14 protein-coding genes are annotated in these 11,802 nt (G+C 44.0%); 3 read left to right on the top strand and 11 right to left on the bottom strand.

What is annotated here, in order from left to right; translation table 11 throughout:
- Positions 1-37 precede the first annotated feature (37 nt).
- From G6R29_RS03865 to G6R29_RS03815, 11 genes are all read right to left on the bottom strand, one after another.
- Complete coding sequence (locus G6R29_RS03865; protein WP_213809045.1) at positions 38-982, bottom strand: GRP family sugar transporter; 945 nt, start codon at positions 980-982, stop codon at positions 38-40.
- A gap of 194 nt (positions 983-1,176) precedes the next feature.
- The gene (locus G6R29_RS03860) at positions 1,177-2,388 is read right to left on the bottom strand and encodes an endolytic transglycosylase MltG (protein ID WP_213809044.1); all 1,212 of its coding nucleotides are present in this window, start codon (positions 2,386-2,388) and stop codon (positions 1,177-1,179) included.
- 85 nt (positions 2,389-2,473) lie between these two features.
- Entirely contained in the window at positions 2,474-3,706 is a 1,233-nt protein-coding gene (locus G6R29_RS03855) for an acetate/propionate family kinase (protein ID WP_213809043.1), read from the bottom strand.
- 22 nt (positions 3,707-3,728) lie between these two features.
- Positions 3,729-4,769 (bottom strand): class I SAM-dependent methyltransferase, encoded by a 1,041-nt coding sequence (locus G6R29_RS03850; protein ID WP_213809042.1) that lies wholly within the window; start codon positions 4,767-4,769, stop codon positions 3,729-3,731.
- 342 nt (positions 4,770-5,111) lie between these two features.
- On the bottom strand, positions 5,112-5,564 hold the full coding sequence (locus tag G6R29_RS03845; protein WP_213809041.1) for a type II secretion system protein: 453 nt from the start codon (positions 5,562-5,564) through the stop codon (positions 5,112-5,114).
- A 14-nt stretch (positions 5,565-5,578) separates the two neighbouring features.
- Complete coding sequence (locus G6R29_RS03840; protein WP_213809040.1) at positions 5,579-5,785, bottom strand: hypothetical protein; 207 nt, start codon at positions 5,783-5,785, stop codon at positions 5,579-5,581.
- Position 5,786: 1 nt separating this feature from the next.
- Positions 5,787-6,194: a hypothetical protein gene (locus G6R29_RS03835; RefSeq protein ID WP_213809039.1), complete on the bottom strand. Its 408-nt coding sequence runs from the start codon at positions 6,192-6,194 to the stop codon at positions 5,787-5,789.
- The gene (locus tag G6R29_RS03830; RefSeq protein ID WP_213809038.1) at positions 6,187-6,540 is read right to left on the bottom strand and encodes a prepilin-type N-terminal cleavage/methylation domain-containing protein; all 354 of its coding nucleotides are present in this window, start codon (positions 6,538-6,540) and stop codon (positions 6,187-6,189) included. The genes G6R29_RS03835 and G6R29_RS03830 overlap by 8 nt, the downstream gene beginning before the upstream one ends.
- Entirely contained in the window at positions 6,537-7,559 is a 1,023-nt protein-coding gene (locus G6R29_RS03825; RefSeq protein ID WP_213809037.1) for a type II secretion system F family protein, read from the bottom strand. The genes G6R29_RS03830 and G6R29_RS03825 overlap by 4 nt, the downstream gene beginning before the upstream one ends.
- Positions 7,543-8,487, bottom strand: coding sequence for an ATPase, T2SS/T4P/T4SS family (locus G6R29_RS03820; RefSeq protein WP_213809036.1), 945 nt, complete (start codon positions 8,485-8,487; stop codon positions 7,543-7,545). The genes G6R29_RS03825 and G6R29_RS03820 overlap by 17 nt, the downstream gene beginning before the upstream one ends.
- Positions 8,488-8,605: 118 nt before the next feature.
- Entirely contained in the window at positions 8,606-9,460 is an 855-nt protein-coding gene (locus G6R29_RS03815; protein WP_213809035.1) for a bifunctional 5,10-methylenetetrahydrofolate dehydrogenase/5,10-methenyltetrahydrofolate cyclohydrolase, read from the bottom strand.
- 91 nt (positions 9,461-9,551) lie between these two features.
- Here G6R29_RS03815 and G6R29_RS03810 point away from each other — a divergent pair, with 91 nt between their 5' ends.
- From G6R29_RS03810 to G6R29_RS03800, 3 genes are all read left to right on the top strand, one after another.
- Positions 9,552-10,028 carry a deoxycytidylate deaminase gene (locus G6R29_RS03810; RefSeq protein WP_213809034.1) on the top strand — a complete coding sequence of 159 codons (477 nt, stop codon included), beginning with the start codon at positions 9,552-9,554 and terminating at the stop codon, positions 10,026-10,028.
- Between the two features lie 163 nt (positions 10,029-10,191).
- Positions 10,192-11,154: a thymidylate synthase gene (locus G6R29_RS03805; RefSeq protein ID WP_213809033.1), complete on the top strand. Its 963-nt coding sequence runs from the start codon at positions 10,192-10,194 to the stop codon at positions 11,152-11,154.
- 98 nt (positions 11,155-11,252) lie between these two features.
- Positions 11,253-11,696 carry a hypothetical protein gene (locus G6R29_RS03800; protein WP_213809032.1) on the top strand — a complete coding sequence of 148 codons (444 nt, stop codon included), beginning with the start codon at positions 11,253-11,255 and terminating at the stop codon, positions 11,694-11,696.
- Positions 11,697-11,802 lie beyond the last annotated feature (106 nt).

The raw sequence follows: 11,802 nt of genomic DNA, 5'->3' as shown, positions 1-11,802 counted from the left end.
GATTCAACCTGCTTTCTTATATATTTCATTTAATTGATTAAGCGAAAGCGTGGATGTTTCCGATGATCATTGCACCAACAACAACCAGGATTGTTCCGAAAATGATGGCCTTCATTTGAGCTGAAGACTTCTTTTCCTTCAAGATGAAGATTCCACCGAACGTTCCAACGATGATGTTCAACTGTGACAACGTCGTGGCAATCGTTTGACCAACGTGTGGGTTTGCGGCTGAAGCGAACATGAAGATGTTACCCAATGCCCAAATCAAACCAGTGATCAAGTTCTTTTGCGTTGGCTTTTCGAACATCGTCTTTGATTCGCGCAAGACGAAGATAACGATGAACAAGGCACCAAGTGCTTGACCGATTCCTTGTGGCCCAACGATGGCCGTCATGTAGTTCAAACCGTGACCGGCAGCACGTGTTTCTTCTGAAACGTAGCCGATCTTTGCCAAGAAGTTTGGCAAGATGAAGTAAAGCATGAAACCAACAGTTGACATGATTAAGTAGAAGATTGACTTAGAGTCGATCTTGGACTTTTCAAGATCACCCTTGTCAGGCTTTGAGATGAAGATGGCACCCGTTACAACGAGGGCGATGGAAACAATTCCAACGATCCACATTGCAACAGACGTCCATTCCCCAAGCATCGTTGCGGCAAGCAAAGCGTTCATGATGATCTGTCCAGCAGTTGAAAGTGGCACACCAAGTGAGACACCCATTTGCTTGAAGAGCAAGAACTGGAAAGCCATTCCCATTGCCCAGACCAATCCAGACAAGAGACCTACTACCCAGATATCAACACCCATGTAGTAGCCGTTTGGCATAACGAAACCAAACATCGTGATCAAACCGAAGATCAAAGCTCCGGTTGCCATTCCGAGCGTCTGCTGTGCGGCAGACCCTCCCATCTTACTTGATACTAATCCAACTGACCCCCAAAAGAGTGCGGGCAGCAAAGCCATAATAATTGCAAAATCCATATTCTGGACTCCTTTCACTTGTTTACATGTATTATTATAACGTGATGTAAACGCTTACACAACCTTTTTCTTCACAAATTCGACAATTTTTTCGTTTTTATTTCAGCCTATCCTATAAAAGTCAGTCCCGGCAGTGCTTCAAGCCAACTCCTATATTCAAAATAAAAATAAAAAAGACCCTTTCGGGTCTCTTTTTATTTGTCATAGCGTGACAAATTCCAGTTTTCAATAATTCGAATGATGGCCTTTGGATAGTTTGGATCCGTCGCATAGGCATTATCGTAAAGCGCCTGAGCTGCATCCTTATAATTATCCGCCGCCAACACATCCTTGAATTGGTTAGCGTTCCAAGTGTTTCCGTTAACCAATGTCTTCGCGTGCGCCTTCATTGACTCCTTGTATGAGGAGTATGTGGCAAAGCGTGCCTTCTTCGTTACGGTTTCACCATTTTCAACCTCTTGTGTCTCCATGACAACAGACTTACCAGCAGTGTCGTCATCAGACTTCACACCGTAGAAATTGTTGTACTTAGAAGACAAAACTGAGTCATTCCAATTTGACTCATGAATGGCCTGGGCTATTGAGATTGATGGCAAGATACCATATTGGCTCTTCAACTCCTTTGCATAAGAAGAAATCTTATCGATGAAGGCCAATCGACGATCAAATTCCTTCTTCCCTCCATTCTCGGCTAGGAGAATGGCTGTTTCTACAGGCATTCCACGCTTTTCCAGCGTGTCGTAGTAAGAAGACATTTCCTTATCAGAACGTTGCATCAGTTGTTCGACTAATCCATCCGCGTTCTTAGCATCCTTAATCCGATAAATTCCCGGGTATACAAAGTCGTACAAGGTTAAGTCAGACTTTGCATTCTTGAAAAGTCGTGGATACTTGCTCTTCATTTTGGACATCAAGTCCTTATCTGAGTAAGCATTCAGCAAAGCCTTCTTTGATACGTTGGCGTTATCAGCCAATGTTCCAGCCGTTTGATCAGCTGTTTTGTTCACATTGATGTAGGTGTATTGGGGATCCAAAACGGGACCGTTGCCCGCTCCTTCGCTCAATTCCTGATAAACGTTATCCACGCTTTGAACTGGTGAGAATTGATAAGTTCCCGATTTAATTTCCTTGGCCCCGTAACGCTTAGCGTACTTGGTCAAATACTTTTCACCACGGATAGCACCTGCTTTTTCAAGCTTTTTTCCAACATCTTTGATATTGTCGCTCTTTGAAACCTTCACTTCGATTAATTCGAAATCATTTGGATTCTTGGCAGAGTATCCACGGTGGTTGATATAGGCTGTCCCAGCAACAATTGCAACAACAGCAATCACGATTAATAGAATGAGATTGCGAACGGGACGCTTTTGCTTTCGACGAGGACGTTTAGTAAATTCCTTTTCCATAACACTTGGCTTTCTTTTGGTAAATGATGGAAAAGACACCGCGTAAATTCGCAGTGCCTTTTAAGTGTTTTATTAACAGTTATGATTAAGCCATCAAAGATTGTACATCGCGGGCAATCATCAACTCTTCATCGGTTGGAACAACCAATGTCTTAATCTTAGCATCTGCAGCTGAAATATCCGCTTCTTCACGGCAGCCTTCGTTCTTGTCAGCATCAATCTTGATACCGAAGTAACCAAGGCGAGCAACAACTTCTTCACGAACCCAGTCAGCGTTTTCACCGATTCCGGCAGTGAAGACGATGGCATCTGCACCGTCCATCTTAGCGATGTATTGCCCAATGTATGAAACAACGCGGGCAACAAAGATTTGGATGGCCAATTCTGCCTTTTCGTTGTCCTTACGGGCAGCGCGCAAGTCACGCATGTCAGATGACAATTGAGAGATACCTTGCAATCCAGACTTCTTGTTCAAAACAGTCAACATTTCATCGTTAGACAAGTTTTCCTTACCTTGGATGAATGATACCAATGAGGCATCGATGTCACCTGAACGAGTAGCCATCGTCACACCAGCAAGTGGTGTGAATCCCATTGAAGTATCGAATGACTTACCATTCTTAACGGCAGTAATTGAAGCACCGGCACCCAAGTGCAACGTGATTAACTTCAAGTCCTTCAAGTCCTTTTTCAACAATTCAGCTGCCTTTTGAGCAACGTAACGGTGAGAAGTTCCGTGAGCACCGTACTTACGAGCACCATACTTTTCGTAGTATTCGTATGGCAATGAGTACAAGTAGTTTTCCTTTGGCATCGTTTGGTGGAAGGATGTATCAAAGACAGCTACGGAAGTTGCGTTTGGCAACAACTTTTGGAATGCGCGGATTCCCAAAGCGTTTGCTGGGTTGTGCAATGGCGCGTAATCAGCCAATTCATCGATCTTGGCCAAAACATCATCGTTTACCAAAACAGACTTATCAAAGTATTCACCACCAGCAACAACACGGTGACCAACACCAACGATTTCTGAGAAGTCAGCGATGATGTCCAAGTCAGACAAGTTTTCCAACATCATGTTGATGGCCACTTGGTGATTCTTAATGGCAGTCGTTGTTTGGAACTTTGCCTTGGATCCCTTTACTTCAACGTTTTCGTTTGAAGCAGCCTTATCGTTTGCTGCAAACTTAATCGTGAAGATGGCATCGTCCATCCCGATTCGTTCAACTAATCCTTGGGCAATTACTTCTTCGGCTGGCATTTTCAACAATTGGAACTTTAATGATGATGATCCAGCGTTAACGGCCATGATTTTTGCCATGTCTTATCCACCTATCCTTGTTCTAGTCTTCCACATTTTCTTTATTCAGTTTACCCCAGTCACCCAAATCTTGCAAAAATTCTTCCAGGGCCTGGCTTTCCTTAACTGAAGGGTATTGACCGAGCATCACTTCGGTCTTTGGTTGGGCGTTTTGATGACGCAAAACCAAGATTGCCTTTTGTTGATTCTTATTCTTGAAAAAGCCCTGTGGCAATGTCAAGAAGGCCTTCAACTGTGCCTTCGTTGAGAGTAATTTCAAAATACTTTCGCGCTTTTCTGCTGAAAGTAAGTTTGCAGGCACGACGAGGTAAGCCCAACCATCCTCTTTAATCAGGTCCAAAGACTTCTCAATCATTAAGAAGTGAGCGTATGATTTTTCATCTTCCTTTTCCTTAGAAAAGGCAGTGACCATTCCTTCGGGTGCTTCGTTTGGGTAATAACCGATTGGCAAATCAGCGATAACAGCGTCGGCTGGTTGTAATTCGTTCTTAGGCAAGCTAACCACATCCCCCAAGAAGAGTTCCGTTTCGTCTTCTCCGAGTAAATCAGCCAAGACTGATGCAAGGGCTAACTGTTCTTCAGAGCCATCAATCCCGGAAGCCTGAACTTTGATATCCTTTTTGGCTAACGTTTCTTGAACAGTCCATAGCAAATTACCAGTTCCGACAGTCATGTCGGTCAATGTAGCAACTTCACCATTCTTTTTGTTCAAATTAGCAGTTTTCTCAACCAAGTCCCCAAGCAAGTAACCAATTCCATCCGGAGTTAGCTGATTATTGGCTGGTACCTTGTCTTCTTTATCAGCCTTTAAAACTAACAATTGAAGAATGTGACGCTTATCTTGGTATGAAAAACTTGACCAATCAAGCTTAAAAAGTTCACCGAGTGCCTTTTGACTGTTTTCGCTAAGCATCTCTTTGTCTTTATCAGATAGCTTTTGCTCGTTTAAAGTAGCCAAAGTCTGAATCAGAGCCTGGCGAACATTCACCTTTTCTTCTGACACAACCTGGTCCACAACGTTTTGAATTTGTTGAAAAATTTCTGGAACATTTACTTTTGTCATGCTTTTATTTTAGCCTCTTTTAGAAACTCAAACAAGGCTATTTATCTGGCTTTTTACCCAATAAAAAACGATGGTACGCGCCCTTTTGATCCGAGATGGTCATTTCTCGCTGATTCTCATCAATTTCATAGGAAAATTCTTTAAAATTCCCCTTTCGTTGTCCCTCGCTTAAATACAACTTACTGGCATAAATTTGTGTGCAGTCGACCTCTTCAGATGTTATTTGAAGCCTTTCTGTTTGGAGACGATTAACGAAAACTTTTCCTTGAACAAGATAAAAGGTACTTAATAGCATGATGACCGTAATCGTTGGCAATAAGATATAGGCTGTTCTTTTTCTCTTCATTCTTTTTTGTCCGTTAACTGTTCTTTTCTTTCACCAAGGAGTAATTCTCCTTCAATTCGATTGTTATGTGTCGTCTTTAGGCAGACACTTTGGTACGTTTTATGCTTCGTGACACAAAAATCTTTCACTCCTCCCAGCAGAACCATTCGACCATTCCGATCGCCATCTAGGACCAATTGTCCTTTTTTAAGGTGGAGTGTTTTAGGGCCACTCCCATCACGACTAAGCAGTTCAATTTGTTTTTTCGAAACAGATTCAACAAGGTACCCCTGATTGGCCAATTGATTGAGACTCACTTGCAAAGCCAACGTTTCGTCTTCACGCTGGCGAGTTTCTAACATCCGCCGACTCCACTGCGTCAAAAAGACCAAACCTTGAAAAACGATAGCGGCAATCAAAAGGGCCAAAAGACTTTCAATTAAGGTAAAGGCTTGTCTTTTTTCTTTCATGACTGTTCTTTCCTTTATTCACTAGAAACCTTTTCAAGATCAGCTAGTAAGGCCATTTTTACCTCATGCACCTCTTTCGATTGCTTTTGAAGTGCCCTTTCCTTTAGCAAATAATCTTGTACACTCTGCGCTTCCACAAAAAGCACTGCGGTCAGCAAAGAAAAAGCAATCATTGCCTCACTGAGCACAAAGGCTGAACGCAACTTAAGCAAACGTTTCATTCTATTTTTCTTCGAAGTAATAATCGCCACCTCCAAACAGAAAAACTAACTTCAGCTGCTTCTTTTTTTGAGTGTTTGAAAAAATGATGGTTCTTGGGGAAACAAAGCCGCTTGAAGACACTTGAACCACTTCCCTTTGATTCATTTGATAACCAACAGGAAATGGCAATTCTTCCTCCTCGCTCCAAACACTTTCTCGATCGAAGGTTAGCCGAAGAATCCGTTCCTTTTCTTGCGCCAGTAAACGTTCCTTTTGGTAAAGAATGGAAAAACGTTTTTCAAAGGTCGTGATTTCCATTCCGGCATAGGACTGCGGCCTCAGCAGTACAGCCAAAAACAGCAAGAGGCTTACCATCCCCAACACAAGTAATGATTCAACTAGGGTGAACGCCGCTCGACGATTAAGCAAACTTCGCTACTCGGCCTTGAACAGTAATATCTAAGTCGTTTACTTTATTCACCTGCTCGGATGATAAATAGCCATTGGATTCAAGTTGGTCCAGGTTGACATTACTTTGATCCGGATGGTCGTTTAGATACAAATCAATTTGCGTCTGGACTGCAGCAGCCATTGCCTTGCGATGGGTCTCCTTCGCGTGTTCACGTTGGTTCGATAGATTCGGTAAGATCAGCAACATTAACAAACCGATAATGAAGAGGACAATCGTTGCTTCAATCAACGTCAATCCTTCTCGCTTCTTCGATAAGAAATGCGTTTTTGATAAGGTGATTTGCTTTTGTTCTTCTGTTTTCATGTTTGAATTCCTCCTAGATTTTTATAAAGGGGTAAAAGCATAGCCAAGTAAAGTAACACAATAGCTGCACCGATGACTGCAAAAAGAATCGGTTGAATCCAGGCAAAGAGGCGCTTGATACGACGGTCAAAATCCCTGAACTCATGTTTGGCAAAATAGGACAAGTAGGTGGCCAAGAGAGAGGCATTAAAGCCTCGGCTCAAATAGGCTGATAGCGTTTGATTCAAATAGGGCTGGCGGTCGATCCAAGAAGAAATACCCTGGCCTTCTTTTAAAAAAAGCTGGGCCTCTCTCGCCATTTCCTGTGCAAGGCTTTTCTTACCTTCTTGTGCGAAAGTCGCGATGATAGCGGGTAGCGTCAACCCCGCCTTCAACAAAAGGGCTAATTGCTCAGCGAGCAAAGCAGAAATCAGCGACTTACTTAGCGCACGCAGATACGGTATTCTGGCGACTAAGTGGCAGCGTCTTACTGGACGCACTTTGATTAAAACAAGGTAGCTGAAAACGACTACTGCGCAAACTAATAACACAATCCCCAATAAAATATTAAGAACCGTCAGGGCAAAGTTTTCTCGGCCCTGTCCCAACGTTTCAGTAAGCGTTGCAAAGACTGGATATAACGTTTTTTCCAGTCCAAAAACCAAAGCAAATAAAATGATTAAGAGAATGGCTGGATACGTTAAAGCGGCTTTTAATTGGCGCTTGTAATCGATAATCAACTGCATTTTACTGGCTAATTCCTGCATTGTTTCTGAAAAGCGTCCCTGTTCCTCAGCCAGGCGAAGATAAACTTGAACGTCTGAATCAAAAAGAGGAGCAAAGGCAGATGAAATTCTGTTTCCCGTTCCCAATTCTTCTTGCACCTTTTCAAGTTGAACCTGCCAACTTCGATGTGCGCCAAGCAAGATATTCAGTGACTGATTCACGGAGTATCCCGCCTGTCCTAATTCTGCAAGTTCCTTTAAAAAGAGAACCTGGTCGGTTTTTGCCAGTCGCTGTTTCTTAATCGCAAGTTTCATCCGTCGTCCTTTCTGGAATCCCAGACACATTAGTCACTTCACCTTCTCGCCAGTCGATCCACGAAAGGGTGGCTGCTAACTCGCCTTCATCATTTCGCACCAGTCGTTGGTAGACAGTCTTCACCAGAGCCGCCTGCACCAAGGCTAAATCTAAGCCGAGGTCAATTAAGCGGTTAATGACCATGGAGGCGGAATTCGCGTGAATGGTTGACAGAACAAGGTGCCCTGACAGAGCCGCTTGCAATGCCGCAGCAGCCGTTTTTCCATCTCGAATCTCGCCAATAACTAGGATGTCAGGTCGTTGTCTTAACGCCACTTTGATGAGGTCCTCGTAGAAAATACCAGCGTCGGCATTGACCTGAAGTTGCAGATAATCGGGCTGATAATATTCAACGGGGTCTTCAACAGTTAAAACGACCCGCCCCTTCGACCAGGTGTGTAGCAGGCGATAGAGTGTGCTGGTTTTACCAGCACCTGTTGGACCAGATAACAGATAGAGGCCATTATCTGGTTGTTCGGATGATAAGTGCGCCATTTGTCGATCATCAATAAAACGCTGTTCGCCTAAATCCGGGTAGATAATACGGAGAACAATGCTCTCCCTGCCGAGAAAATCACCAACGGAAGACACCCGTACGAAGTGCCCTTGAAAGGTAAAGCGGCCGAGTTGGGGGCGGCGCTTTTCAGCAAGGTTGAGCAGTGCGTGATACTTGATGATGGAAAGCAGTCGTTCGGCAAAGTCATGGGAGAGAGAAAGAATAAAACGAAGCTCACCACGAGCTTGACCGGAGAGACGATAACCATCGACGGAAGGCTTGAAATAGAGATCAGAAAAGTGCTGAGCGATGGCAGTTTGGAGAAAGTGGTCAAGCCAGGGTTGGGCAGAGGAATGATCAGGGGTGGGCAATGATGAAAAATTACTTGGCATGCTCTTCCTCCCTTCACGCGAATAATACGTAAAGTCTCAGAACTTATCGCAATTTTTTCTATAAATATATAAAAAAAAGCCGTCCCCCTTTCGGGGAACGACTTAAAACGCCATATATTTACTTTAACGCCTTCTGTTCCAAAGCCGCCTGACGCGTGGATTCGAGTAACGTGGCGATTGTCATGGGACCAACACCGCCCGGCACGGGCGTCAACCAAGAAGCTTTCGCCATGGCCTCCTCTTGATTAACATCTCCGCAAGCCTTGCCATCAACGAGGTTCATTCCCACGTCAATCACAATGGCACCCGCTTTAATTTGCTCACCACGAATGAAGTTCGGCTTACCGACACCGCAAACAATGATGTCAGCCTTCGCCAACATGTCGTCCAAGACTTCTTTTGATGTGTAACGGTGGGCAATCGAAACCGTCGCATTCGCGTTCAACAACAAGGCTGCCATTGGGCGTCCAAACAACTGGGAGCGACCCACAACAACGGCAGTCTTTCCAGCAACGTCCAAACCATAGCGGTCCAAAAGCGTCATCACACCCTTCGGCGTAGCGGCGACCGGGTAGCTCCCCTTTTCGTTTGCAAACAAACGGCCTTGGTTCGTAACGCCTAGTCCATCGACGTCTTTTTCAGGCGCAACAGCCGCAAAAACCGCCGCGTCGTCAATACCTTCTGGGAGCGGTGCCTGCACCAAAATTCCATTAACGGAATCGTCAGCGTTCAACTTTTCTACCATTGCAATGGCATCTTGTGTGGTCTGTCCAGGTGAAACTTCAAAATCCTTCGTTTCAATCCCCACCTTGGCCGCGGCACGTTGCTTCATCCCGACGTACAGGCGGGACCCGTCGTCTTTTGGATCAAACAAAACGGCGAGTGAAAGGGCATCCCCAGCAGCCGAGATTTCTTCCGCCAATTCCTCGCGGAGTTCTTTTGCGACCTTTTTTCCGTCTAAAATATTAGCCATTTTAGCCCCTTTCATTCCTCTGTAGCGGTGAAGTGTTGTAAAATATCAATATCTTATATTCTATCAAAGCACAACGCAAAAGGAGTAGAAAATGACCGACGAACGAATTTCATGGGACCAGTACTTCATCGCGCAGTCCGCCATCTTGTCGACCCGTTCGACTTGTACCCGTCGCCACGTCGGGGCCATTTTGGTGAAGGATAACCGCATCATCGCTTCTGGTTATAACGGCGCTGTTTCGGGTACGCCACACTGTACCGAAGTTGGCGATTACATCGTCGATGGCCACTGCATCCGAGCTGTTCACGCCGAAAAAAACGCCCTCATGCAGGCTGCCTCAATGGGAATTGGGGTTGATGGTTCCACTCTCTACGTAACCGATGCTCCCTGTATTTTCTGTACCAAGTTGCTCCTTCAAGCTGGCATTAAGAAAATCAACTTTATGCGCGATTACCGAAACGACGAGTTTGCTGAAAATCTTTTAAAAGAAAAGCAAGTCCCTTTGCGTCAAGTTCCCTTCGAAGCAGAAACGGCCGAACAAATCAATTTGGCCCAATTTTTAAAGTAATATTTCAAGAATCAGCCACTTTTAGTGGCTTTTTTTATTAGACAAAATGAGCATATGGTTCCTATAAAAGTCAAACCCGCACCACACCATTTTGACACTTGAAAAACCATCCCCAATTCGTCATACTTAAACAATGATAAATCACGATGAATGAGGTTGTAACATGAGCAAAAACGAAGAACAATATTTGGACTTGGCCCGCCGCATCCTGGACGAAGGTCACTACAAGGCTGATCGTACAGGAACGGGTACATACTCCATCTTTGGAACGCAGATGCGCTTCAACTTGAACGAAGGTTTCCCAATGTTAACGACGAAGAAAGTCTTCTTCAAGCTCATCAAGTCTGAATTACTTTGGTTCTTGCGAGGTGATAACAACATCCGTTTCCTGCTCCAAAACAACAACCACATTTGGGACGAATGGGCCTTTAAGAAGTGGGTCGAATCAGAAGACTATGATGGTCCTGACATGACCGATTTTGGACTCCGTTCTGAAAAAGATCCTGAATTTAAGGCAGAATACTTGAAGCAAAAGGATTGTTTTGTTCAATTAATTTTGGAAGACGACGACTTCATGGAAAAGTTTGGTTACATCGGTGAGGTTTACGGAAAGCTCTGGCGTTCATGGGCATCTGTTAAGCCAGGTGGTCAAGAAGTTGACCAGATTCAAAACTTGATTGACCAAATTAAGACGAACCCCAACTCACGTCGTTTAATCCTATCAGCATGGAACGCCGAAACAACCCCACAGGCTCCGTTGCCATCTTGTCACGTTTTGTCACAGTTCTACGTGTCAGATGGTAAGTTGTCTGCCCAACTTTACCAACGTTCCGGTGACTTCTTCTTGGGTGTGCCCTTTAACATCGCCTCATACTCATTGCTCATTCACATGATTGCGGCACAAACAGGTCTTGAAGTCGGTGACTTCGTCCACACGATTGGTGACACGCACATCTACAAGAACCACGTGGAACAAGTGGAAGAACAATTGTCACGTCCAATGCACGACTTGCCTAAGATTTGGTTGAATCCTGAAGTGAAGTCCATCTTTGACTACACGATGGATGACATCAAGTTGGTGGACTACGAATCAGAACCAGCAATCAAGGCACCGGTTGCTGTTTAAACGAGTAAGAGCACAACGTTTGAAACGTTGTGCTTTTTATGTTTACATTCACTCAGCGAAACGATAAACTGTCCCTACTGTTATTAGGAGTATTTTTAATGTTTAAAACCCTTAAGGGCAAAGTCGCATTCGCGACCCTGATTTTTCTCGCAACCGTTTCACTTGTGGTGATGACGCTCGACTCAAAACCAAAAAAGAATCTGGACAATTTTCAGGATCAAAATCGAGTTGACGGCCAAAAAGATGAAGATAAAGAATCAAATGATTTAACCTACTTCTCAGGTAAAAAAATCACGCTTCTTCCAATGACGGAAGGGCATCTAGATAACGGCTCAATTTATTGGAAGTCGCAACTAACCATTCACGGCAAGAAAACTCCGGTTGTTGCTTCTTACTACCGCATGGGTTACTTTGCCATATACACAAAGCAACCTACTGATCAGATTCAATCCTTCACCTACAATGGTGACGACTATCAAAAATATATCGAGGCAAAAGATTTAGATGAAGTGGCTTCCAAATCCGAACCCTATAACGATTAAAAGCACAACGTATATCACGTTGTGCTTTTTTACTACTTTTTTGTAAAAGGTCTTTGACATTTTATGTAAAGGATGTTTTACTAATTATGTCAAAACACTTTGACAT

This window comes from Fructobacillus broussonetiae (genome assembly GCF_018437275.1).
Lineage (GTDB): Bacteria > Bacillota > Bacilli > Lactobacillales > Lactobacillaceae > Fructobacillus > Fructobacillus broussonetiae.
Note: the sequence above shows the minus strand (reverse complement) of the source record. Positions and strands in the feature narration are given on the sequence as shown.

Excerpts from the sequence above, each read along its gene's own strand:
- G6R29_RS03810 (WP_213809034.1), top strand. The coding sequence starts at position 9,552 with ATGACCGACGAACGAATTTCATGGGACCAGTACTTCATCGCGCAGTCC.
- G6R29_RS03840 (WP_213809040.1), bottom strand. The coding sequence starts at position 5,785 with ATGAAACGTTTGCTTAAGTTGCGTTCAGCCTTTGTGCTCAGTGAGGCA.
- G6R29_RS03825 (WP_213809037.1), bottom strand. The coding sequence starts at position 7,559 with ATGAAACTTGCGATTAAGAAACAGCGACTGGCAAAAACCGACCAGGTT.
- G6R29_RS03805 (WP_213809033.1), top strand. The coding sequence starts at position 10,192 with ATGAGCAAAAACGAAGAACAATATTTGGACTTGGCCCGCCGCATCCTG.
- G6R29_RS03855 (WP_213809043.1), bottom strand. The coding sequence starts at position 3,706 with ATGGCAAAAATCATGGCCGTTAACGCTGGATCATCATCATTAAAGTTC.
- G6R29_RS03865 (WP_213809045.1), bottom strand. The coding sequence starts at position 982 with ATGGATTTTGCAATTATTATGGCTTTGCTGCCCGCACTCTTTTGGGGG.
- G6R29_RS03815 (WP_213809035.1), bottom strand. The coding sequence starts at position 9,460 with ATGGCTAATATTTTAGACGGAAAAAAGGTCGCAAAAGAACTCCGCGAG.
- G6R29_RS03850 (WP_213809042.1), bottom strand. The coding sequence starts at position 4,769 with ATGACAAAAGTAAATGTTCCAGAAATTTTTCAACAAATTCAAAACGTT.
- G6R29_RS03860 (WP_213809044.1), bottom strand. The coding sequence starts at position 2,388 with ATGGAAAAGGAATTTACTAAACGTCCTCGTCGAAAGCAAAAGCGTCCC.
- G6R29_RS03830 (WP_213809038.1), bottom strand. The coding sequence starts at position 6,540 with ATGAAAACAGAAGAACAAAAGCAAATCACCTTATCAAAAACGCATTTC.
- G6R29_RS03845 (WP_213809041.1), bottom strand. The coding sequence starts at position 5,564 with ATGAAAGAAAAAAGACAAGCCTTTACCTTAATTGAAAGTCTTTTGGCC.
- G6R29_RS03800 (WP_213809032.1), top strand. The coding sequence starts at position 11,253 with ATGTTTAAAACCCTTAAGGGCAAAGTCGCATTCGCGACCCTGATTTTT.
- G6R29_RS03820 (WP_213809036.1), bottom strand. The coding sequence starts at position 8,487 with ATGCCAAGTAATTTTTCATCATTGCCCACCCCTGATCATTCCTCTGCC.